General features: G+C 70.1%; 19 protein-coding genes. 13 read left to right on the forward strand and 6 right to left on the reverse strand.

The annotated features are described in order from the left end of the window. The first annotated feature begins 121 nt into the window (after positions 1-121). The 5 genes from FHR56_RS12440 (at position 122) to FHR56_RS12460 (ending at position 6,710) form a co-directional block, all read left to right on the forward strand. Positions 122-415 carry a LysM peptidoglycan-binding domain-containing protein gene (locus tag FHR56_RS12440; protein WP_017911040.1) on the forward strand — a complete coding sequence of 98 codons (294 nt, stop codon included), beginning with the start codon at positions 122-124 and terminating at the stop codon, positions 413-415. 54 nt (positions 416-469) lie between these two features. Continuing rightward, positions 470-994, forward strand: coding sequence for a hypothetical protein (locus FHR56_RS12445; protein WP_160945592.1), 525 nt, complete (start codon positions 470-472; stop codon positions 992-994). A gap of 494 nt (positions 995-1,488) precedes the next feature. Beyond that, positions 1,489-3,720: an NADP-dependent isocitrate dehydrogenase gene (locus FHR56_RS12450; RefSeq protein ID WP_160945591.1), complete on the forward strand. Its 2,232-nt coding sequence runs from the start codon at positions 1,489-1,491 to the stop codon at positions 3,718-3,720. Between the two features lie 297 nt (positions 3,721-4,017). Further along, positions 4,018-5,757 carry a bifunctional isocitrate dehydrogenase kinase/phosphatase gene (gene aceK, locus FHR56_RS12455; RefSeq protein WP_160945590.1) on the forward strand — a complete coding sequence of 580 codons (1,740 nt, stop codon included), beginning with the start codon at positions 4,018-4,020 and terminating at the stop codon, positions 5,755-5,757. Positions 5,758-6,080: 323 nt separating this feature from the next. After that, complete coding sequence (locus FHR56_RS12460; protein WP_237473025.1) at positions 6,081-6,710, forward strand: TonB family protein; 630 nt, start codon at positions 6,081-6,083, stop codon at positions 6,708-6,710. Between the two features lie 65 nt (positions 6,711-6,775). Here the strand turns inward: FHR56_RS12460 and FHR56_RS12465 are convergent, their stop codons facing one another. The 3 genes from FHR56_RS12465 to trxA all read right to left on the reverse strand — a co-directional run bounded on the left by FHR56_RS12465 (position 6,776) and on the right by trxA (position 10,078). After that, positions 6,776-7,543: a hypothetical protein gene (locus FHR56_RS12465; RefSeq protein ID WP_160945589.1), complete on the reverse strand. Its 768-nt coding sequence runs from the start codon at positions 7,541-7,543 to the stop codon at positions 6,776-6,778. A gap of 159 nt (positions 7,544-7,702) precedes the next feature. Continuing rightward, positions 7,703-9,493: a transcription termination factor Rho gene (gene rho / locus FHR56_RS12470; RefSeq protein WP_160945588.1), complete on the reverse strand. Its 1,791-nt coding sequence runs from the start codon at positions 9,491-9,493 to the stop codon at positions 7,703-7,705. A gap of 243 nt (positions 9,494-9,736) precedes the next feature. Then, positions 9,737-10,078: a thioredoxin TrxA gene (trxA, locus tag FHR56_RS12475; protein ID WP_017908556.1), complete on the reverse strand. Its 342-nt coding sequence runs from the start codon at positions 10,076-10,078 to the stop codon at positions 9,737-9,739. 202 nt (positions 10,079-10,280) lie between these two features. Here trxA and rhlB point away from each other — a divergent pair, with 202 nt between their 5' ends. From rhlB to rpoH, 6 genes are all read left to right on the forward strand, one after another. Beyond that, complete coding sequence (gene rhlB / locus FHR56_RS12480) at positions 10,281-12,038, forward strand: ATP-dependent RNA helicase RhlB (protein ID WP_160945587.1); 1,758 nt, start codon at positions 10,281-10,283, stop codon at positions 12,036-12,038. Positions 12,039-12,111: 73 nt separating this feature from the next. After that, positions 12,112-12,798 carry a cell division ATP-binding protein FtsE gene (gene ftsE / locus FHR56_RS12485; RefSeq protein ID WP_160945586.1) on the forward strand — a complete coding sequence of 229 codons (687 nt, stop codon included), beginning with the start codon at positions 12,112-12,114 and terminating at the stop codon, positions 12,796-12,798. Then, positions 12,795-13,739: a permease-like cell division protein FtsX gene (gene ftsX / locus FHR56_RS12490; RefSeq protein ID WP_160945585.1), complete on the forward strand. Its 945-nt coding sequence runs from the start codon at positions 12,795-12,797 to the stop codon at positions 13,737-13,739. The genes ftsE and ftsX overlap by 4 nt, the downstream gene beginning before the upstream one ends. Positions 13,740-13,746: 7 nt before the next feature. Further along, positions 13,747-14,589, forward strand: coding sequence for a response regulator (locus tag FHR56_RS12495; RefSeq protein WP_017909425.1), 843 nt, complete (start codon positions 13,747-13,749; stop codon positions 14,587-14,589). Between the two features lie 28 nt (positions 14,590-14,617). After that, on the forward strand, positions 14,618-15,349 hold the full coding sequence (gene ung / locus FHR56_RS12500) for a uracil-DNA glycosylase (protein ID WP_160945584.1): 732 nt from the start codon (positions 14,618-14,620) through the stop codon (positions 15,347-15,349). A gap of 218 nt (positions 15,350-15,567) precedes the next feature. After that, positions 15,568-16,446, forward strand: a complete 879-nt coding sequence (gene rpoH / locus FHR56_RS12505; protein WP_160945583.1) for an RNA polymerase sigma factor RpoH — start codon at positions 15,568-15,570, stop codon at positions 16,444-16,446. Between the two features lie 127 nt (positions 16,447-16,573). Here the strand turns inward: rpoH and FHR56_RS12510 are convergent, their stop codons facing one another. Both FHR56_RS12510 and FHR56_RS12515 read right to left on the reverse strand, forming a co-directional pair. Beyond that, entirely contained in the window at positions 16,574-17,191 is a 618-nt protein-coding gene (locus FHR56_RS12510; RefSeq protein ID WP_160945582.1) for a trimeric intracellular cation channel family protein, read from the reverse strand. Between the two features lie 57 nt (positions 17,192-17,248). Next, the gene (locus FHR56_RS12515) at positions 17,249-18,553 is read right to left on the reverse strand and encodes an NAD(P)/FAD-dependent oxidoreductase (protein WP_160945581.1); all 1,305 of its coding nucleotides are present in this window, start codon (positions 18,551-18,553) and stop codon (positions 17,249-17,251) included. Positions 18,554-18,748: 195 nt separating this feature from the next. Between FHR56_RS12515 and FHR56_RS20635 the strand changes: the two genes are divergently transcribed. Both FHR56_RS20635 and FHR56_RS20640 read left to right on the forward strand, forming a co-directional pair. After that, complete coding sequence (locus FHR56_RS20635; RefSeq protein ID WP_237473024.1) at positions 18,749-19,801, forward strand: VanW family protein; 1,053 nt, start codon at positions 18,749-18,751, stop codon at positions 19,799-19,801. Positions 19,802-19,840: 39 nt separating this feature from the next. Continuing rightward, positions 19,841-20,482 carry a glycosyltransferase gene (locus tag FHR56_RS20640; protein ID WP_237473023.1) on the forward strand — a complete coding sequence of 214 codons (642 nt, stop codon included), beginning with the start codon at positions 19,841-19,843 and terminating at the stop codon, positions 20,480-20,482. 329 nt (positions 20,483-20,811) lie between these two features. Here the strand turns inward: FHR56_RS20640 and FHR56_RS12525 are convergent, their stop codons facing one another. After that, positions 20,812-23,001, reverse strand: a complete 2,190-nt coding sequence (locus tag FHR56_RS12525) for a primosomal protein N' (protein WP_160945580.1) — start codon at positions 22,999-23,001, stop codon at positions 20,812-20,814. Between the last annotated feature and the right edge of the window lie 398 nt (positions 23,002-23,399).

Here is a 23,399-nt window from a genome sequence, read left to right on the forward strand (position 1 = left end):
TCGCCGCGTTCGAGGCACGTCGCACGCCTGAACCGCGTCTGCGCGATTCACGGCTGCGCGATCCTTTTTTAACAAATCCTGTGACACCGTGGCATCGTCCCATCACGCAGGGAGCTACGCGATGAACAGCGATAAACGTGCCGACTTCTCGGCAGTCACTGCCAAGGTGGATACCACGGCCGACGTCGTGCAGAAGGCGGACTTCTCCGCCGTGCAGAGCAAGGTCGACAGCACGGCCGAGCAGGTGCAGCAGGTGTATGTGGTCAAGCCCGGCGATTCGCTGTCCAAGATCGCCAAGTTGCATTACGGCGACGGCAATGCCTGGACGCGCATCTTCGAGGCCAACCGCGACGTGCTCGCCGACCCCGACAAGATCTATCCCGGCCAGACGCTCAAGTTGCCCGCCGGCGCCTGACGACACGAGCTTCCACCACCACTTCTTCGCCATTCCGACAGGAGTCCCTTTCCGATGAAGACCCGTTCGATCTCCCCGTTTTCGCCGCTGCTGATCGCCCTGGTCGGTGCCCTGGCGCTGGCCGGCTGCAAGAAGCAGGAGCAGCAGCAGACCACGTCGCCCGATCCCACCTCGTCCGCACCGACCGAACAGATGCCGGGTCCGGCCGCCGCGCCGGCGGAGCAGCCGGCACCGGCCGCCGCGGGCGCCAACGCGGTGAACGTCGCCGCGGTCGCCGTCGGCAACACCGCGGCCGCGGACAAGTCGGTCGCGCCGCTGACCACGCTCGGCAGCAAGGACAAGATCATCGTCTCGGTGAAAACCGAGGGTTCGGCGACCAATGCCAACGTCGGTGCCAAGCTGGTGTTCCAGGACGGCCAGACCGCCGGCGAGCGCACCGAGACGCTCAACACCAGCGGGGCCGACACCACCAACTTCGAGTTCACCAATCCCAAGGGCTGGCCGGCCGGCCAGTACAAGGCCGAGGTCACCGTGAACGGCCAGGCGGCGGGTACGCCGCAGACGTTCGAGGTGAAGTGATCCAGGGCTGAGCCCGGGTCACGGGTCGCACGCGCCGCCTCTCTCCCGGCACGGGCGACACGCTGGCGCAGCCGCGAGGCTGCGCCTTTTTTATGGCTGGTCCGATGGGGTGTGCCCCCAGTGGCAGGAAGTGGCACTGCGAATCGAAGGCGCGCATCCGATGCCGAGCGCGCGCGCCATCGCTGCATCGCGGTTTGGACGGCATCGCATGCAGCACGGTGTGTTGCGCGACGCCGTCGGTTGTCTTCCAGGACAGTCATCATCCGTGCCGCCCACAGGTGCGGCGCCAGTGTGGGTGGGCCTCAGACTGGCGCCGCACTGCTGCATGGCGCTTGTCGAAAGCAAACCCCCGCGCTTTGCCCACAGCCGGCAGACACGCGACAATGGACGGCCGATGTCCGGCGGTTGGCGGCATCGCGAAACCTACAAGAAACAATACGCCGCCGTACTGTCGGTGCTGCCTATTCCCCCTGCCAGAGGTCATCCGTCGCGTCATGTCGAATACGCCCAAGATCCTGTACACGCTCACCGATGAAGCCCCGTACCTGGCGACGCAGTCGCTGTTGCCGATCGTCTCTGCGTTCGCCGGCACCGCTGGCATCGCCGTGGAGACCCGCGACATTTCGCTGGCCGGCCGCCTGATTTCGCAGTTCCCCGAATACCTGCGCGAGGACCAGCGCATCGCCGACGACCTGGCCGAACTGGGCCAGCTGGCGACCACACCGGAAGCCAACATCATCAAGCTGCCCAACATCAGTGCCTCGGTGCCGCAGCTCAAGGCCGCGATCAAGGAACTGCAGCAGCAGGGTTATGCGCTGCCGGACTACGTGGACGAGCCGAAGGACGAGAAGCAGAAGGAAGCCAAGGCGCGCTACGACAAGGTCAAGGGCAGCGCGGTCAATCCGGTGCTGCGCGAGGGCAATTCCGATCGCCGCGCGCCGGCCTCGGTGAAGCACTACGCGCGCAAGCACCCGCACCGCATGGGCGCCTGGAGCGCCGATTCCAAGTCGCACGTGGCGCACATGGATGCCGGCGATTTCTACGGCAGCGAGCGCTCGGCGCTGATCGCGCAGGCCGGCAACGTCAAGATCGAGCTCGTCGGCAAGGACGGCGCGGTGACGGTGCTGAAGGAAAAGACCGCGGTGCAGGCCGGCGAGTTGATCGACGCGGCGGTGATGAGCAAGCGCGCGCTGGCCGCCTTCGTGCAGGCGCAGATCGCCGATGCCAAGCAGCAGGGCGTGCTGTTCTCGCTGCACCTGAAGGCGACGATGATGAAGGTCTCCGACCCGATCATGTTCGGCGTGGTGGTCGAGGCGTTCTACCGCGACGTGCTGGACAAGCACGCCGCCACGCTCAAGCAGGTGGGCTTCGATGCCAACAATGGCATCGGCGATCTGTACGCGCGCATCGCCAGTCTGCCGGAGGCGCAGCGTGCGCCGATCGAGGCCGACCTGCAGGCGCTGTACGCGCAGCGCCCGGCGCTGGCGATGGTCAACTCCGACAAGGGCATCACCAACCTGCACGTGCCCAGCGACGTGATCGTCGATGCGTCGATGCCGGCGATGATCCGCGACTCCGGCAAGATGTGGAACGCCGAGGGCAAGCTGCAGGACACCAAGGCGGTGATCCCGGACCGCTGCTACGCCGGCGTGTACCAGGCGGTGATCGAGGACTGCAAGCTGCACGGCGCGTTCGACCCGGCCACCATGGGCAGCGTGCCCAACGTCGGCCTGATGGCGCAGAAGGCCGAGGAGTACGGTTCGCACGACAAGACCTTCCAGATCGCCACCGACGGCACCGTGCGTGTCACCGACGCCGGCGGCACGGTGTTGCTGGAGCATGCGGTGGAAGCCGGCGACATCTGGCGCATGTGCCAGACCAAGGACGCGCCGATCCAGGACTGGGTCAAGCTGGCGGTCGAGCGCGCGCGCCTGAGCGCCACCCCGGCGGTGTTCTGGCTGGACCCGCAGCGTGCGCACGATGCGCTGATGATCCAGAAGGTGGAGCGCTACCTGCAGGATCACGACCTCAACGGCCTGGACATCCGCATCCTGCCGCCGGTGGAAGCCACCGCGTTCTCGCTGCAGCGCATCCGCAAGGGCGAGGACACCATCTCGGTCACCGGCAACGTGCTGCGCGACTACCTGACCGACCTGTTCCCGATCATGGAGCTGGGCACCAGCGCCAAGATGCTGTCGATCGTGCCGCTGATGGCCGGCGGCGGCCTGTTCGAGACAGGTGCCGGCGGTTCGGCGCCCAAGCACGTGCAGCAGTTCGTCGAAGAGAACTACCTGCGCTGGGATTCGCTGGGCGAGTTCCTGGCCCTGGCCGCGTCGCTGGAGCACCTGGGCCAGCGCCACCACAACGCCGCCATCGGCGTGCTGGCGCGCACCCTGGACCAGGCCAACGGCCAGTTCCTGGACAACGACAAGTCGCCTTCGCGCAAGGTCGGCGGGCTGGACAACCGCGGCAGCCACTTCTACCTGGCCCTGTACTGGGCGCAGGCGCTGGCCGCGCAGGACGAGGACGCCACGCTGAAGGCGCGCTTCGCGCCGCTGGCCAAGCAGCTGACCGAGCAGGAAGCGACCATCGTCGCCGAGCTCAACGGCGTGCAGGGCCAGCCGGTCGACATCCAGGGTTACTACCGCCCGAACCTGGACCTGGTCGGCAAGGCGATGCGGCCGAGCAAGACCCTCAACGACGCCCTGGCGATGCTGAGCGCCTGATCGCTCGAGCCGAGCGTGACGCAAAGGGCCGCCCCCTCGGGCGGCCCTTTGCGTTTGCGGCGCAGGAAACGCCGTGTAGGAGCCGCTTCAGCCGCGACAGGCTGGCCGGGCACGCCCGGTCGCGGCTGAAGCCGCTCCTACGGGCAACCTGCGTCTGGCTCGACCTTGGCGAAGTAGGTCGCTGGAGATGTCCATGACGCAGATCCTGGCAGTATCCAGGCGCTGGTGGTTTTCCTGGATGCGTCGCCGGCTCCGCCCGACGCCCGCGTGACGCCACCACCTGGGTACACTGCGGGCATGCCGTCCACGCCGCTGCCGCTGCCGTCCGAACGCCGTGCCCTGGTCATCGGCCGCATCGTCTTCGAGGCGTTCGAGGACTACCACGCGCGCTTCGCGCAGATCTCCGCGCGTGCGCGCCAGCGCTTCGAGGCGCGCGACTGGAGCGCGGCGCGGGAGGATGCGATCGAGCGCATCGCGCTGTACGACCAGTGCATCGCCGAATGCATGCTGCGCCTGCGCGCGGTGCTGCTCGGCCAGGCGCACGACCGTGCGCTGTGGATCCGCGCGCGCGACCACTACGCCGAGCTGATCGCCGCGCTGATCGACCAGGAACTGTACAAGACCTTCTACAACACCCTGACCCGGCGCTTCTTCCGCACGCAGGGCGTGGATGCGCAGATCGAGTTCGTGGCGCTGGACATCGAGCCCACCGACGCCATCACCCACCCGGTGGCGCGGCACAACTACGTGGTGTCCGAGGCGCGGCCGGTGGACGCGTTCGTGCGCGTGCTCGGCGACTATCCGTTCGACGTGCCGTACGCGCACCGCACGCGCTGCGCGGCGGCGATCGCGGTGCGGCTGCAGGACGACCTCGCCCACTGGGGCGAGAACCCGGTGCGCGGCATCGAACTGCTGGAGACGGTGTTCTACCGCGAACGCCGCGCCTACCTGATCGGCCGCGTGTTCGGCGAGCACCGTTTCTCGCCGTGCGTGATCGCGCTGGTCAACGACGAGCAGGGCTTGCGCGCCGAAGCGGTGCTGACCAAGCGCAACGACGTGGCACAGCTGTTCAGCATCTCGCGCAGCTATTTCCAGGCCGACCTGTCCACCGTCGGCGATGCGGTGGTGTTCCTGCGCAGCCTGCTGCCGCACAAGCCGATCGACGAGCTGTACACCATGCTCGGCCGCGCCAAGCAGGGCAAGACCGAACGCTTCCGCACCTTCTTCCGGCACTTCCAGGCGCATCCCAACGAACAGCTGGTGCATGCCGAGGGCACGCCGGGCATGGTCATGGCGGTGTTCACCCTGCCCAGCTATCCGCTGGTGTTCAAGCTGATCCGCGACCGCTTCGCCTATCCGAAGACGATGAGTCGCGAGGAAGTGGAGGAGAAGTACGCGCTGGTGTTCAACCTCGATCGGGTCGGCCGCCTGCTCGACGCGCAGCCGTACCGCTCGCTGCGCTTCCCGCGTGCGCGCTTCGCGCCGGCGCTGCTGAAAGAGTTGATGGAGGGCTGCGCGCGTAGTCTGCGCGAGGACGGCGACGACCTGATCGTCGAGCTGTGCTACGTGCAGCGGCGCCTGCGTCCGTTGAACCTGTACCTGCGCGAGCAGGGCGCCGAGGCCGCACGCGAGGCCGCGCTGGACTACGCGCAGGCGATCAAGGACATGGCCCGCAACAACATCTTCCCCGGCGACATGCTGCTGAAGAACTTCGGCGTGTCGCGGCAAGGCCGGGCGGTGTTCTACGACTACGACGAACTGTGCCTGGTCACCGACTGCAACTTCCGCGACTGGCCGCAGCCGCGCAACGAGGAGGAGGCGATGTCCGCCGAACCCTGGTTCCACGTCGCCCCGCGCGACGTGTTCCCGGAGCGCTTCGCGATGTTCATGGGCCTGCCTGCGGCGGCGCTGGAGGCGGTGCGCCACGCCCACGGCGAACTGTTCGATCCGCAATGGTGGCGCGACCTACAGGCGCGGCTGCGCGAGGACGACTATCCGGACGCGCCGCCCTATCCGGACGCGCTGCGCCTGGCCTGAGTTGCCGGCCGACCGCCACTGCGGTGTAATCGGCGCCTCATCTCAGGCAAAGGAATGCGCGATGCACCGTCGATCTCTCCGCTCGTGGCGGCGCTGGAGCGCCCTGCTGTCGCTGCTGCTGGCATTTGCCGCCCTCGCCGCCGACGGGGTCGGCCCCGGCGCGGTGCGCAAGCAGATCGAGAGCAGCATGCTGGTGAGCGGCACCATCGATATCGAGCCCAGCGGCAAGGTGTCGGCGCTGGCGCTGGACCAGCAGGAGCGTCTGCCCAAGGGCGTGGTCGACTTCGTCCGCAGCACCGTGATGCAGTGGACGTTCGCGCCGCATGCGCGATGGCAAACCCGTTCCGGCGCGTGCGCCGATGACCCTGCGCCTGGTCGCCAAGCGCCAGCAGGGCGACGACTATCAGGTCGAGATCCGCGGCGCCGATTTCAGCCACTACGATCCCAACGACCGCAGCGTGGTCACCTCGATCCAGATGAAGCCGCCGGCCTATCCGGAAGCCGCCTACAGCGTCGGTGCCGCGGGATCGGCGTACCTGGTGCTCAAGGTGGGCCGCGACGGTCGCGTCGCCGACGCCGCGGTGGAGCAGGTCAACCTGCGCGTGGTGGCGTCCGAGCGGCAGATGCAGCAACTGCGCGACGTGCTGGGCAAGAGCGCGCTGGGTGCGGCGCGCAAGTGGACCTTCCGCCCGCCGAGCGAAGGCAAGGACGTGGATGCGCCCTACTGGACCGTGCGCGTGCCGGTCGATTACGCGCTGCTCGACCAGTCCCGCCAGGGTGCGCCGTCGGCTTACGGCCGCTGGATGAGCTACATCCCCGGCCCGCGCCAGCGTGCTCCGTGGATCACCGGCGAACACGCGACCGGCTTCTCGCCGGACCTGCTACCGGCCGGCGGCGTGTACATGGCCGACGGCGCCGGCCCGCGCCTGCTGACGCCGCTGCAGGGCGGCTGAGCGGCGATCGCCTGCCGCCTGGTCGCCGGGACGGCCAGGTGGCCTGCGTCGGCGACCGGTCGACGCTAGCGCGCCGCGCGGCCGTCGTCGTCGCGGCGTCGCGTCGAGACGACCAGCACCGCCAGCAACAGCCCGGCCAGCAGCAGCGACGCGCCGATCGTGCCCAGGTCCAGCCCGCCCTTGCTGGCCGGCTTGCTCAGCAGATCGCCGAGGGTGGCGCCGAACGGGCGGGTCAGCACGAACGCCGCCCAGAACAGTGCCGTGCGCGAGACACGGGTGAAGGCATACGCCAGGGCGATCGCCGCCAGCAACGCCGCGATCAGCAGCGCGCCACCGGCGAAGCCCAGGCCGGAACTGTCGGCCAGGTAATCGCCCAGTGCGGTCCCCAGCGTGTTGGAGACCAGGATCGCCAGCCAGTAGAAGACCTCGGCGCGGCCGCTGCCGATCCGCGCGACCGACAGGCTGCGTTCGCACAGCCACCATATCGCCAGCACCGCGGCCAGCAGGCTGACCAGCAGCAGCGCACCCTGCGCGTAGCCCAGCCCCAGGCTGCGGTCCATGTAGTCCGACAGCGTGGTGCCGGCGGTGCTGGTGGTCAGGATCACCCACCAGTACCGCCACGGCTGGAACTGCCGCGCGCGCAACTGCGCCCACAGCGAGACCAGGAACACCGCCAGCAGCAGCACGCTGCTCAGCGCATAGCCGACGTCCAGGGTCATCGACAGCAGGTCGCCGCCGGTCTCGCCGAGGGTGGTGGCGCAGATCTTCATCACCCAGAAGCCGAGGGTGACCGGGGCGACCTTGCTGACGGTGGGGTTGGCAGGGGCGGGCATGGTGGCGGACGCGGCGGGCGAATGGCGCCCATCTCACCGGCGCTTACGTCGAAAGACCGTCGGACCCCGCGCCGGTCAGGCGCTGGTCGCGCAGTGCCGGCCCCACAAACGCGAACGCCCCGCCGAAGCGGGGCGTTGCGGTCGAGCAGGCGCCTGGACTCAGCGCTTCATCGAACCGAAGAACTCGTCGTTGGACTTGGTGTTCTTCATCTTGTCCAGCAGGAACTCCATCGCCGCGATCTCGTCCATCGGATGCAGCAGCTTGCGCAGGATCCAGATCTTCTGCAGCAGTTCCGGCTCGATCAGCAGGTCCTCGCGGCGGGTGCCGGAGCGGTTGATGTCGATGGCCGGGTACACGCGCTTCTCGGCGATACGGCGGTTCAGGTGCACTTCGCTGTTGCCGGTGCCCTTGAACTCTTCGTAGATCACCTCGTCCATCTTGCTGCCGGTCTCCACCAGCGCGGTGGCGATGATGGTCAGCGAGCCGCCTTCCTCGACGTTGCGCGCCGCGCCGAAGAAGCGCTTCGGGCGGTGCAGGGCGTTGGCGTCGACGCCGCCGCTGAGCACCTTGCCGGAGGACGGCACCACGTTGTTGTAGGCGCGGGCCAGGCGGGTGATCGAGTCGAGCAGGATCACCACGTCCTTCTTGTGCTCGACCAGGCGCTTGGCGCGCTCGATCACCATCTCGGCGACCTGCACGTGGCGCGCGGCCGGCTCGTCAAAGGTCGAGGAGATGACCTCGCCGCGCACGGTGCGCTGCATTTCGGTCACCTCTTCCGGGCGCTCGTCGATCAGCAGCACGATCAGGTGCACGTCCGGGTGGTTGGTGGTGATCGCCGTGGCCACCTGCTGCATCAGCATGGTCTTGCCGGCCTTGGGCGGGGACACGATCAGCGCACGCTGGCCCTTGCCCTGCGGCGCCATCAGATCGAGGATGCGGCCGGAGATGTCTTCCGAGGAGCCGTTGCCGCGCTCCAGGGTGAAGCGCTTGCGCGGGAACAGCGCGGTCAGGTTCTCGAACAGGACCTTGTTCTTGCTCGCTTCCAGCGGTTCGCCGTTGATGGTGTCGACGATCGACAGCGCGAAGTAGCGTTCGCCGTCCTTCGGGAAGCGGATGCGGCCGGACAGGTGGTCGCCGGTGCGCAGGTTGAAGCGGCGGATCTGGCTGGGCGAGATGTAGGTGTCGTCCGGGCCGGCCAGGTAGCTGGCCTCGGCCGCGCGCAGGAAGCCGAAGCCGTCCGGCAGGATTTCCAGCACGCCGTCGGCGGCGACGCCTTCGCCGTGGCGGGTCAGCACCTTCAGCAGGGCGAAGATCACGTCCTGCTTGCGCGCGCGGGCCACGCCGTCCTGGATGTTGAGCTGCTCGGCGATGTCCAGCAGCTTCTGCGCCGGCATCTTCTTCAGGTCGCTCAGCGAGTAGATCGGAAAGCCTTCCGGCACGCTGGCGTGCGGACGCGGCACGAACGGCTCGTTGCCGCCGTTGTCGCTGGGCAGGCCGTTGTCCTGGAAGCGGTCGCCGCCGCGCTGGTTGCGGTCGCGGTCGCGGCGATTGCGGAAGCGATCGCGGCGGTTGCCCTGCTGGTTGTTCTGGTTGTTCTGGTTCTGATTGTTGAAGCGGTTGTTGTTGCCGCCGTCGCGCGGCTCACGGCCTTCGCGCGGCTCGCCGCCGTCGGACGCCTGGCTGCCGCCGCCCTGATGGGCCGGCGCGTCGCCGCCGCCGTGGCTCTGGTTGCCGCTCGCGGCCGGGGCCGGGGCGGACTCCGGCGCTGCGGCGCGCGGCGCCTCGGCCTGGGCCGGCGCGGGGTTCAGCGGCAGGGTCGGCTGCGCCGGCGCGCCGTGCTCGGCGGCGCCTTCCGCGCCGCTCGCGGCCTTGCTGACGCGCGGCTTGCGCACGCGCTTCTCGGCGGGGGCGTCGGCGCTCCCGGGTTCGGACATGGTGTGATCGGACAAGTGGTGTTCCTCGCTAAGAGTGCGAGCGCCCAGCGTGGGGGCATACGGGGTTGGGAGGAGGTCTGGGAGAGAATCTTCCAGAGGGGGTGCGGTGTGCGAATGCCACCGGATGCATCGACACTATCATCGCCGCGCAAGCACGGCAAGCAGGCGTTGGCGGGCGATTCAGCCACCGGCGGCGCAAGGCCGGCCGGGGGTGCCGTGGCGCCGCTCCGGTGGCGGAGCGGGCGCCGGCAGCGGGCGTCAGGCGGCGCTGCCGCCCAGGGTCTTGTCGATCATCTGGGTCAGCTGGCCCTTGCCGACCGCGCCGATCTGGGTGGCCTGGATCTGGCCGTTCTTGAACAGCAGCAGCATCGGGATCGAACGCACGTGGTACTTGATCGCGGTGGCGCGGTTCTCGTCCACGTTGACCTTGGCGACCTTCAGGCGGCCGTCGTAGGCGTCGGCGAGGTCGTCCAGCACCGGCGCGATCATCTTGCACGGGCCGCACCATTCGGCCCAGAAGTCCACCAGGACCGGCTCGTCGGACTGCAGCACCGTGGCATCGAAATCGGCGTCGCCGACGTAAAGGACCTTGTCGCTCACTTTGGGGGTTCTCCTGGGCCAATGCGACTGGCCGGACCGGGTGGCCGCCGCATTGCGGTAAACTGGGGCATTGCGCGGCGAACTCAAGGGATTCCCCCTGTCGCGCGACCCGGCATGGAAGACGCCAGTGTGCGACGCTGCCGGGACCGATGCAAGCCGCGACCTTACGCTTCGGGCGGGGTGGCCTCACGAAGATGGAATGATGAGCGACAAACCGCTGACCGATGTGACTTTTTCCGCGTTCGACCTGCATCCTGCGCTGCTCGCAGGGCTGGAAAGCGCCGGCTTCACCCGCTGCACCCCGATCCAGGCGCTGACCCTGCCGGTGGCCCTTCCCGGCCGCGACGTGGCCGGCCAGGCCCAGACCGGCACCGGCAAGACCCTGGCGTTCCTGGTGGCGGTGATGAACCGCCTGCTCAGCCGCCCGGCGCTGGCCGACCGCAAGCCGGAGGATCCGCGCGCGCTGATCCTGGCCCCGACCCGCGAACTGGCGATCCAGATCCACAAGGACGCGATGAAGTTCGGCTCCGAGCTGGGCCTGCGCTTCGCCCTGGTCTACGGCGGCGTGGATTACGACAAGCAGCGCGAACTGCTGCAGCAGGGCGTGGACGTGATCATCGCCACCCCCGGCCGCCTGATCGACTACGTCAAGCAGCACAAGGTGGTGTCGCTGCACGCCTGCGAGATCTGCGTGCTCGACGAAGCCGACCGCATGTTCGACCTGGGCTTCATCAAGGACATCCGCTTCCTGCTGCGGCGCATGCCCGAGCGTGGCACCCGCCAGACCCTGCTGTTCTCGGCCACCCTCAGCCACCGCGTGCTGGAGCTGGCCTACGAGCACATGAACGAGCCGGAAAAGCTCGTGGTCGAGACCGAGAGCATCACCGCCGCGCGCGTGCGCCAGCGCATCTACTTCCCCTCCGACGAGGAGAAGCTGACCCTGCTGCTGGGCCTGCTGTCGCGCAGCGAGGGCGCGCGCACCATGGTGTTCGTCAACACCAAGGCCTTCGTCGAGCGCGTGGCGCGCGCGCTGGAGCGCAACGGCTACCGGGTCGGCGTGCTGTCCGGCGACGTGCCGCAGAAGAAGCGCGAGACCCTGCTCAACCGCTTCCAGAAGGGCCAGTTGGAGATCCTGGTGGCCACCGACGTGGCCGCGCGCGGCCTGCATATCGACGGGGTCAAGTACGTCTACAACTACGACCTGCCGTTCGACGCCGAGGACTACGTGCACCGCATCGGCCGCACCGCGCGGCTGGGAGAGGAGGGCGACGCGATCAGCTTCGCCTGCGAGCGCTACGCGATGAGCCTGCCGGACATCGAAACCTACATCGAGCAGAAGATCCCGGTCGAGCCGGTCACCGCCGAACTGCTGGTGGCGCTGCCGCGCACCCCGCGCGCGGCGGTGGAGGGCGAGGCTGCCGAGGCCGACGGCGACGAGAGCATCGGCGAGATCTTCCGCGAGGCCCGCGCCCAGCGCGAGGCCGACGAGCAGCGTCGTGGCGGCGGTCGCGGCAAGCCCGGCGGCGGCCGCAGCGGCCCGGGCGGCCGTGGCGAGTCGCGCAGCGCCGACGGCAAGCCGCGGCGTCCGCGCACCCCGCGTCCGGCGGATGTCACGGCCGCTGCGGCCGACGGCACTGCGCCGGCTGCCGCCGCGCCGGCGCCTGCCCCCAAGCCGCCGCGTGCTGCGCCGGCCGAGGGCGCAGCGCCCGCGGTCGAGGGCGAGCGTGCGCCGCGCAAGCGCCGCCGCCGTCGCGGCGGGCGTCCGCTGGAAGGCGCCGAGGGCGCACCGGCCGGCAACGGCAGCACCGCTCCGGCGACCGCGGCCCCGGCCAAGCCGGTGCAGGTCGTGGCCACCCCGGTCAAGGCCGCGCGCCAGGCCGAGCGCGGCGCGGCGGCGAAGAACGATTCGTTCCTGACCCGCCTGGGCCGCAAGCTGCGTTCGCTGGTGTCCAGCTCCTGATCCGGGCCGGCCGTCCGCCGCGTGCGTCGCATGCGGTGGACGAACACCCCGGCCGCTCCGGCATAATCGCCGGATGAGCGTTCTGCGGTTCGACAATGTCAGCAAACAGTACGCCGGCGGCCATGCGGCGCTGGTGGACGTCAGCTTCGAGGTCGAGGAGGGCGAGATGCTGTTCGTCACCGGCCATTCCGGTGCCGGCAAGAGCACCTTGCTCAAGCTGATCCACCTGAGCGAGCGGCCCTCGCGCGGCGCCGTGCTGTTCGGCGAGCGTAACCTGCTGAAGGTGCGCGGCCGCCGCGTGCCGCTGCACCGGCGCGAGGTCGGCGTGGTCTACCAGGACCACCGCCTGCTCACCGACCGCAGCATCGCCGAGAACGTCGCCCTGCCGCTGATCCTGCGCGGCACCCGCCGTGCCGAGATCGGCAAGCGCGTGCGCTCGGTGCTCGAGCGCATGGGCCTGGGCCACCGCGAGAAGGCATTGCCCTCGCAGCTGTCGGCCGGCGAGCAGCAGCGCGTCGGCATCGCCCGGGCGATGGTCGGCGAACCGCGGCTGCTGGTCGCCGACGAACCCACCGGCAATCTCGATCCGACCCTGGCCGCGGAAATCATGCAACTGTTCGCCGAACTGCCGGCGCGCGGCACCAGCGTGCTGGTGGTCAGCCACGACCTGGCGCTGCTCAAGCAGATGCGCAAGCGCGTGCTGATCCTGGACCACGGCCGCCTGATCGACGACATCTCGCCGCAGGACCTGGCCGAATGAGCGCACGCAACGCCGGCGCCGCGGCGCCATCGCGGCTGGGCGTGTGGTGGGACCACCACCTGCACAGCATCGTCTACAGCCTCGGCCGCGCCATGCGCAAGCCGTGGGCGACGCTGCTGACCATGGCTGTGATGGCGCTGGCGCTGACCCTGCCGCTGGGCCTGTCGATCGCCCTGGACAACCTCAAGCAGTTCGCCGGCAGCGTGCAGCAGTCGCGCGACATCAACGTGTTCCTGAAGATCGACGTCGACGCCGCCGCGGCGCAGGCGCTGGCGCAGACCCTGCGCGGCCGCGCCGATGTGGCCGCGGTAACGCTGCGCACGCCTGCCGAGGGCATGGCCGAGCTGCGCGACAGCGCCGGGTTGGGCGAGGCGCTGGACGCGCTGCAGGACAACCCGCTGCCGACGCTGCTGATCGTCACCCCGGCCGCGGCCGACGACACTCCGCTGGCGACGGCGCTGACCGCGCTGCCGCAGGCCGACCTGGTCCAGCACGACGCGCTGTGGCGCAAGCGCCTGGACGGCTGGCTGCATTTCGGCGAACGCCTGGTGCAGGTGCTGTCGCTGCTGCTCGGCGCCGGTGCGGTGCTGGTGGTCGGCAACACCGTGCGCCTGGACATCCAGTCGCGGCGCGAGGAGATCGGCGTATTGCAGCTGCTCGGCGCCAGCGACGGCTTCATCCGCCGCCCGTTCCTGTATCTGGGCGCCTGGTACGGTTTCGGCGCCGGGGTGCTGGCGCTGGGCCTGCTCGCCGCCTCCGGCATGGCCTTGGGCCAGCCGCTGGCGGCGCTGGCCGACAGCTACGGCAGCCATTTCGTGCTGCATGGGCTGGACGCGCTGCACGCCGGCTTTGTCCTGCTCGGCACGCTGCTGCTGGGCTGGCTCGGCGCCTGGCTGGTGACCGGCCACTTCCTGCGCCAGACGCGGCCCACCGACACCTGAGGCGCACATGGCCGGGCACGAGCTCAAGCATCTGATCAGCGCCGCCCCGCGGGTGATGGTGGTCGATGGCTCCAAGCTGGTGCGCAAGCTGATCGCCGACGTGCTGCACCGCGAACTGCCCGACGTGACCGTGGTCGGCTGCGCCAGCATCGCCGAGGCGCGCGCGGCGCTGGAGGCCGGTCCGGTCGACCTGGTCACCACCTCGCTGGGGCTGCCCGACGGCGATGGCCTGACCCTGGCGCGCAGCGTGCGCGAGGCCGCCGGCCAGGCCTACGTGCCGGTGATCGTTGTTTCCGGCGACGCCCAGCAGCACCTGGTCGAGCGCCGTTTCACCGAATACGTCACCGACTATTTCGACAAGGCGCTCGGCCACGAGGCGCTGGCCACCTTCATCCGCGGCTACGTGCAGCCGCAGCCGGTGGCCGGCGCCACCGTGCTCTACGTCGAGGACAGCCGGGTGGTGGCCGAGGCGACCAAGCGCATGCTCGAGCGCCAGCAACTGCACGTGGTGCACGTGCTCAGCGCCGAGGACGCGTTCGCGTTGCTCACCGCCGAGTCGCTGGGCCGTACCACCCGACGCATCGACCTGGTGCTGACCGACGTCACCCTCAAGGGCGAACTCAACGGCCGCGACGTGGTCCAGCGCATCCGCGTCGATTTCGCCTACGGCAAGCGGCGCATGCCGGTGCTGGTGATGACCGGCGACAGCAATCCGCACACCCAGTCCGAGCTGCTGCGCGCCGGCGCCAACGACCTGGTGCAGAAACCGATCGAAGAGCGCCTGCTGGTCACCAAGGTGCTGTTCCAGTTGCGCCTGGCGCGGCTCGACGAGATCGCCGTGACCTTCTGACCGATGTGATGTCCCGAGCCTCAAAGCGATGAGCAACAACGAAGACGAAAGCCGGATCCAGCTGGAGCCGTCGTGGAAGGCGCAGGTCGGCGACTGGCTGCTGCGCCCGGAGATGCGCGAGCTGGCCACGTTCCTGCGCCAGCGCAAGGCCGCCGGCGCGCGGGTGTTCCCGCCGGGGCGGCAGATCTTCGCCGCCTTCGATGCCACCCCGTTCGAGCGGGTGGAGGTGGTGATCCTCGGCCAGGACCCGTACCACGGCTATGGCCAGGCGCATGGGCTGTGCTTCTCGGTGCTGCCCGGGGTGCCGGTGCCGCCGTCGCTGCTGAACATCTACAAGGAGATCGAGGACGACCTGGGCATCCGCCGGCCCGACCACGGCTGCCTGCTGCCGTGGGCGCAGCGCGGCGTGCTGCTGCTCAACGCGGTGCTGACGGTGGAGGAAGGCCGCGCCGGCGCGCACCAGGGCAAGGGCTGGGAGGGCTTCACCGACCACGTGGTGGAGACCCTCAACCGCGAACGCGAGGGCCTGGTGTTCCTGCTGTGGGGCAGCTATGCCCAGGCCAAGGGCAAGGTCATCGACACCCGTCGCCACCGCGTGCTCAAGGCGCCGCACCCCTCGCCGCTGTCGGCGCACCGCGGCTTCCTCGGCTGCAAGCATTTCTCGGCGGCCAACGAGTACCTGCGGCGGCGCGGCGCCACCCCGATCGACTGGAGCCTGCCGCCGCGCGCCGAACTGGAGGGGGCCCTGCGCGGCGCCTGAACCCCGGTTGGACAGGGCGCCGCTGTCGCCTGACGTGGACGCCATTTTCGCGAACCGGCTGCTACTTTGGCGGTCAGAAAACGGGATGGCGACGCGTCCCGATTGTTTCAACGGCTTGTGATGCAGTGCCATTCCTGAGTCGAATGTTGCATAAACAGAACACAGGAACTTTTTACTGTACCCAGCAGTCCAATTAGTAGACTGCTAAGATGAGCCCTATGAGCCAGACTCTCACTTCCAACGCATTGGTTGCCAACAACCTCCCGATCCCCAGTCCGCTCGGTTCGCTGGATGCCTACATCGGCGCCGTGCACCAGATCCCGGTGCTGACGTCCGACGAGGAACACGCACTGGCGGTGCGGTATCGCGACCAGGAAGACCTGGACGCGGCCCGCGAACTGGTCCATTCCCACCTGCGCTTCGTGGTGCACGTGGCCCGTGGCTACAACGGCTACGGCCTGCCGCTGGGCGACCTGATCCAGGAAGGCAACATCGGCCTGATGAAGGCGGTCAAGCGCTTCGACCCGGACATGGGCGTGCGCCTGGTCAGCTTCGCGGTGCACTGGATCCGTGCCGAGATGCACGAGTACATCTTGAAGAACTGGCGCATCGTCAAGGTCGCCACGACCAAGGCGCAGCGCAAGCTGTTCTTCAACCTGCGCAAGTCCAAGACCCGCCTTGGCTGGATGAATGCGGCCGAGGTCACCGCGGTGGCCAAGGACCTCAACGTGTCCGAGCGCGAGGTGCTGGAGATGGAGTCGCGCCTGTCCGGTCGCGACATCGGCTTCGATGCGCCGTCCGACGAGGACGACGACCACGCGCCGCCGTCGCCGGCCGCGTATCTGATGGCCAACGAGGAAGATCCCTCGCAGGCCTACGAACGCGCCGACAGCGAGGACAACCAGCTGCAACTGCTGCGCGAAGGCCTGGCGGAACTGGATGCGCGTTCGCGCGACATCATCAAGCGCCGCTGGCTGGATGCCGACAGCAAGATCACCCTGCAGGAACTGGCCGACGAGTACGGCGTGTCGGCCGAGCGCATCCGCCAGATCGAGGCGAACGCGCTGAAGAAGATGAAGGCGCTGTTCGTCGCCTGAGTCGCCTGCGGCGGTCAGTAGTAACGCAAAAAGGCCCGGCACTGCCGGGCCTTTTCTTTTGTTGCTGGACGGCACCGCTAGTGACGACTGCCGAGCGCGGAAGCGTGCCCGCGCGAGTGACTGTGAGCTACGACTCCGGCGGGCGCGCCACCGGCAGGTGCCAGCCGTAGCGGATCGCCATGAAGCGCAGGCCGAAGCACAGCACCGCGCCCACACCCAAGCCCCAGGGCTGCGGCAGGTGCAGCACCTGCGCCGCGGCGACCACGCCGCCGCCGAGCAGGGCCGCCACCGCGTACAGCTCGGCCTGCAGCACCACCGGCGTGCGCGCCACCAGCAGGTCGCGGACGATGCCGCCGCCGATGCCGCTGAGCATGCCCAGCAGCGGTGCGCTGACCGGGCCCAGGCCGAACGCCAGCGCCTTGCTGGTGCCGTACACCGCGAACAGCGCCAGGCCCATCGCATCGAAGATCTGCACCGGATTGCGCAGGCGCTCGACCGTGTGGTGACGGTAGAACGCCAGCAGCCCGGCCAGGCAGGCGACGCCGAGATAGCGCACGTCGGCCAGCGCAGCCGGCGGGGTGGCGCCGATCAGCACGTCGCGGGCGATGCCGCCGGAGACCGCGGCCGCGCACGACAGCACCAGCACCCCGAACAGGTCCAGGCGATGGCGCACGCCGACGGTGGCGCCGCTGATCGCGAACACGAAGGTGCCCAGCAGGTCGAGCAGGAACAGGAAGGTCGCCAAGGCGGGCACTGCACTGCAGCAAAAGGCCGGCTAGGATCGCAGCCCGCTCGGGCAGTGTCACCTGTCCGCCGGCGGCGCGGCCTGCGCCTGCGGTTCCTCCGCCGCGGGTGGATCGCCGAGGATGATCCGCGCCGCGCGCTGGTAGCTCCAGTACGCCCAGGCCCAGTTGAGCAGCACCACCACGCGGTTGCGGAAGCCGATCAGGAAGAACACGTGCGCGGCCAGCCAGAACCACCAGGCCAGCACGCCGGAGAGCTGCAGCCGGCCCAGGTGCACGATCGCGGCCATGCGCCCGATGGTGGCCAGGTTGCCGTAGTCGGCATAGCGGAACGGCACGCTGGCGGTGTCGCCGCGCAGCCGCCGGCGCAGGGTGTCGGCGACGTGCCGGCCCATCTGCTTGGCGGCCGGCGCCACGCCGGGAACCGGGCGGCCGTCGGCCTGCTGCACCGCGGCCAGGTCGCCGGCGACGAACAGCTCCGGATGGCCGGGCACGCTCAGGTCCGGCTGCACCTGCACGCGGCCGCTGCGGTCCAGCGGGGTCTGCAGGGTCTTCGCCAGCGGCGAGGCGGCCACGCCGGCGGCCCAGACCACGGTGCGCGCCGGCACGAAGGTGCTGCCGAGCCGGTAACCGCTGGCGTCGATGTCGGCGACCGGCACGCCGGTCAGCACTTCCACGCCGAGCTTCTCCAACTGCTTCTGCGCCTTGGCCGAGAGGTGCTCGGGGAACGAGGACAGCACCCGCGGGCCGGCCTCGATCAGCCGCACCCGCGCCTCGGCCGGGTCGATGCGGCGGAACTCGTGCTTCAGCGTGTGCCGGGCGATTTCGGCCAGGGTGCCGGCCAGTTCGACGCCGGTGGGGCCGCCGCCGACAATGGCGAAGCTGAGCCAGGCCGCGCGCGCGGCCGGATCGGTTTCCGCTTCGGCGCGTTCGAACGCCAGCAGCAGGTGTCGGCGCAGCTGTAACGCATCGTCCAGGGTCTTCAGGCCCGGCGCGTGCGCCGCCCAGTCGTCGTGGCCGAAATAGGCGTGGGTGGCACCGGTGGCGACCAGCAGGTAGTCGTAGTCCAGGACCTGGCCATCGGCCAGGCGTACCTGCCGCGCCTGCTTGTCGATGTACACCACTTCGCCCAGGCGCACTTCGACGTTGTCCTGGTGGCGCAGGATCTGCCGCAGCGGCGCGGCGATGTCCGGTGCCGACAGGCCGGCGGTGGCGACCTGGTACAGCAGCGGCTGGAACAGGTGATGGTTGCGGCGGTCGATCAGGGTGATGCGCAACGGCGTCTTGGCCAGGGCGCGGGTGGCCCACAAGCCGGCGAAGCCGCCGCCGACCACGATCAGGTGCGGCACGCGCGTGTCATCCATGCAGGACTCCAGGAGGGGGAGGGGAGAGGAGGCGTCCGCTGTCGACGCGGCGGTCGCGTCGCAGTCGCGCGGCGCGCCGATCCGCCGGAACGCGCGCTGCCGATGAGGCGCTGCGCGATCGTCGAAGGCCGGACCTGCATGCTCGTATAGTAGCGCGATGCCAAGCGCGGTCAGCGACAGAGAAAACGCACGGTCATGTCAGCGACAGTGAAGCCGCGCGCTTCGGCGCCGTTGCAGGCGCCGCTGCCGTCGCGCTGGCGCAGCCTGCTGTTCTGGGCCAAGACCCGCGCGCTGCAACTGCGCCGCGCGCTGGACGATCTGCGCGATGGCCCGCGCCGGCATCGCCGCGATGGCGGCCTGGCGATCGCCGATGCCGCCTGCGCCGAATCGGTCACCGCGCTGTGGCCCGACAGCGATGAGACCGCACCGCAGCTGGTGGCCGGCAAGATCCACAACCTGCGCCTGGCCGCGCGTGCGCTGCACGGCGTGGAAGTGCCGGCCGGGGCGACCTTCAGTTTCTGGCGCCAACTGGGCCGCGCCACGCGTCGTCGCGGCTTCGTCGCCGGCCGCGAACTGCGCGAGGGCTGCCTGGTGCCGTCGATCGGCGGCGGCCTGTGCCAGCTGTCCAATGCGATCTACGATGCGGCCCTGCGGCAGGGCCTGGAGATCGTCGAGCGGCATCGCCACACCCAGGTGATTGCCGGCTCCCTGGCCGAACGCGACCGCGATGCGGTGGTGTTCTGGAACTACGTGGACCTGCGCCTGCGCGCCGCTGCGCCGTGGCGGCTGGAGGTGTGGCTGGACGGCGAGGCGCTGCACGTGCGCATCCGCGGCGGTGCCGCGGCGCCGGCGGCACTGCCGTTGCCGCCGCTGCAGCGCCGCACCGCGCCCGCCGGTGTCGATGCCGCCAACGACTGCACCCGCTGCGGCCGCAGCGCCTGCCATCGCCATGTGGCGGCGGTGCCCGACGGTCTGCACCGCACCTGGCTGGTGGACGAGGACTGGCCGGAATTCGCCGAGGACCGCCGGCGCCGGCGGCAGCCGGGCGACCGGGTGCTGGCGTTGCCGCGCACCAGTGTCGCGGCGGTGCACGCAGCGCTGCTGCGGCGCTGGTGGCTGTGGCGCGGCATGCCGTTGCCGCAGGCGCGCCAGCGCGCACAGCGCATCCGCCTGCAGACATTGCGGCGCCGGCTGGGCGCGCGCGACGTCGACCTAGTGGTGCCGCAGAGCCTGTTGCCGGAGTTGTAGCTGGCCGGCGAACTGCAGGGGCGGCGCTGGGACGTGTACATGACCGCCTTGCCGATGCACCTGCTGCAGGCGCGCCTGGACGTGGCCGCGCAGCGGCATCCGCACAGTCCCACCCTGCGCGATTTCCGCGCCGATCCGGCGCTGGTCCAGGCCGAGCGCGCGGCACTGGCGCAGGCGCGGCACTGGATCGCCCCGCACCGCGAACTGCTGGCGCTGGCAGGCAGCCGCGGTCTCGCGCTGGCATGGCAACGGCCGCCGCTCCCGGCGGTCGCGGCAGGGGATGCGGTCGCCATCGCGGACACCGTGCCGCGGGTGCTGTTGGCGGCCTCGGCGCTGGCGCGCAAGGGTGCCTACGAATTGCGCGAAGCGGTACGTGGCTTGCCGCTGCTGTTGCTGCTGCCGCCCGGCGCGCAGGAAACGCCGGACTTCTGGAACGGCGTCGACGTGCAGCGCGTCGCCTCGATGGCAGAGGGCGTGCGTGCGGCCACGCTGGTACTGCTGCCGGCCTGGATCGAACAGCAGCCGCGCGGGCTGCTGCTGGCCATGGCGCTGGGCAAACCGGTGATCGCCACCGCCGCCTGCGGCCTGGCCGCGGACGATGGCGCGTGGCGCTGCGTGGAAGCCGGTGACAGCGCCGTGCTGCGCACGCAGGTGCTGGAGGCATTGGGCCTGGCGGGTTGAGCGAAACAAAAGGCATCGCGGCCTCAGATGCGTGGTCCGTCCGCTTTGCCTCGTATCAGCCTGACGCGGTTCGCCCAGAGCGGCTCCTTTGCCACGGGCTGGCAACCCACGCCATTGCCGCGTAGGAGCGGCTTCAGCCGCGACCAGGCGTTACCGGGAAAACGCGTCGCGGCTGAAGCCGCTCCTACGGAATGTGGGACCACGCGCAATCGCATCGCGAATCGGCTTCTGACGATCTGCGGCTTCATCCATGCCTCGACGGGCACATCACCCGCTCAGCAACGCGCGTCGGTGCTCCAGCGATGGCTTGCAGGAGACGCGTCGCCGCCTCAGTACAGATCCTGCGGATCCACATCCAGCGACCAGCGCACCCGCCGTGCCTGCGGTAGTGCGTGGATCGCCGGTACCGCCGCGTCCAGCAGCGCGTGCAGCGCGCGCCGGGTGCTGGCCGAGAGCAGCAACTGGGTGCGCTGGAAGCCGGCGCGGCGTGGCATCGGCGCCGGCATCGGGCCGAAGCGCTGCACCTCGTCCTGCACCGGCAGCAACGCGCGCACGGCGGCGAGGAAGGCGTTGGCATGTTCGACCTGCTTGGCTTCGGCGCGCAGCAGCGCCAGATGCGCGAACGGGGGGAAGCCGGCGGCCTCGCGCTGCTCCAGTTCCGCGGCGGCGAAGGCGTGGTAGCCGCCGTGCACCAGGGTCTGCAGCAGCGGATGTGCGGGGTGATGGGTCTGCAGCCAGACCTCGCCCGGGCGGGCGGCGCGGCCGGCGCGCCCGGCGACCTGGATCAACTGCTGCGCCAGCTTCTCGCTGGCGCGGAAATCGGCCGAGAACAGGCCTTCGTCGATGCCCACCACCACCACCCGGCTCAGCTGCGGCAGGTCGTGGCCCTTGGCCAGGATCTGCGTGCCGACCAGGATGCCGGGCGCGCTGCCGAGCGTGGCAAGTTGCGTCTCCAGCGCGTCGCGGCGCTGGGTGGTGCTGCGGTCGATGCGCAGCACCGGTACGTCCGGGAATGCCTGCACCAGGCGTTCTTCCAGGCGTTCGGTGCCGATGCCCTGCGGCTGCAGCGCCAGGCTGCCGCAATCCGGGCAGGCCAGCGGCGCCGGCTGGCGCGCGCCGCAGTGGTGGCATTGCAGGCGCCGGCCGCCGGCGTGCACGGTCATCGGCGTGGCGTGCAGCGGCGTGCTGCAGCGCTGGCACGGCGCGGTCCAGCCGCAGTCGTGGCACAGCAGCACCGGCGCATAGCCGCGGCGGTTCTTGAACACCAGCACCTGGCCGCCCTCGGCCAGTGCCGTGCCGATGCCGGCCAGCACCTCCGGCGACAGGCCGTCCTGCAGCGGGCGCTTGCGCACGTCGAGTACGCGCACCGTCGGCGGCTTGGCGTCGCCGGCGCGGCGGGTCAGGCGCAGGTGCGCGTAGCGGCCGCTGGCGGCGTTGTGCAGGCTCTCCAGCGACGGCGTGGCGCTGCCCAGCAGCACCGGTACGTCCAGCGCCTTGCCGCGGACCAGGGCGAAATCGCGGGCGTGGTAGCGGATGCCGTCCTGCTGTTTGTAGCTGCCGTCGTGTTCCTCGTCGACCACGATCAGGCCGGCCCGCGGCAGCGGCACGAACACCGCCGAGCGGGTGCCGACCACCACCTGCGCCTCGCCGCGCCAGGCGGCGGCCCAGACCCGGGCGCGTTCGTTGTCGTTGAGCCCGGAATGCAGCGCATGCACGGGTACCCCGAGGCGGGCGCGGAAGCGTGCCAGGGTCTGCGGGGTCAGGCCGATCTCCGGCACCAGCACCAGCGCCTGGCGGCCGCGCGCCAGGCAGGCGGCGATCGCCTGCAGGTAGACCTCGGTCTTGCCGCTGCCGGTGACGCCGTCGAGCAGGAACGGCGCGAAGCCGGCAGCGGCGACCACCGCGTCGATGGCGTCCTGCTGTTCGGCATTGGGCACCGGCCCGGGCTGCGGCTGCGGCGCCGCGGCGCTGGCCGGCACCGCGATGCGTTCGGCATGCCCCCGCTTGGCCAGGGCCCGCGCGGCGCTGCGCCAGTCGTCCATCGCCTGGTCCAGCCGGTCCTCGTCCATGGGGCCGGCCGCCAGCAGCGCGGCGAAGCGATGCGGACGGGTGCCGGGACGGGCACGGTGGCTGGCGCCGGCCTCGGTCAGGCGCCAGGCCCAGGCGTGGGTGTCGGGCAGCGGCTCGCCACGGCGCAGCGGCACCGGCAACGCCGTGGCCAGCACCTCGCCCAGCGGCGCGTGGCTGTAGCGCGCCAGCCAGCGCAGCGACTCGGCCAGTTCGCCGTGCAGCAACGGTGCCGGGTCCAGCCAGGCCAGCGCAGCGCGCAGGCCGTCGGCGTCCTCGGCCTGGCCGATCGCGGCCACCACGCCACTCAGTTCGCGGTTGCCGAACGGCACCTGCACGCGGCGGCCGACATCGCCGTCGGCGACCGTGTCGCCGGGCGGTGGCAGGTAGTCGAACAGCTGCGGCAGCGGCACGGGCAGGGCGACGCGGAGCGTGGCGGCGGGGGAGGGCATCCACCTAGTCTAGCGGCCGCGGCAAGCGCGCCCGGCAGCCAGGAGTTGCGCGCGATTGCTGCCCGCAAAGTGATAAACCGGTCGTAAATAGCTGCCGTGCTTGGAGAATCGAATTTATCCACATCTGCTGTGGATAAAGCTGTGTATGACGGGCATGCTCCACGCCGTGAAGACGGACTCACAAGCCTCTGCCACGAGTTGGACAAAAAAGCGCCAATCGCATTTATTGCTTTAAGAACAATCACTTGGCCGTGAAACACAGATGCAACATGGTTTCGCGGGGGCTTGACAAGACCTGTCCCGGGCCAATTTCCGGTGCTGTGCACAACCCGCCGTCGCGACGGCCGCCGATGAGCCGATCGCTGCGTCGCTGTCAAGCGCGCGGTGCGGCGGCGGCC

The sequence above is a fragment of the Xanthomonas sp. F10 genome (assembly GCF_014206815.1).
Classification (GTDB): Bacteria; Pseudomonadota; Gammaproteobacteria; order Xanthomonadales; family Xanthomonadaceae; genus Xanthomonas_A; species Xanthomonas_A indica.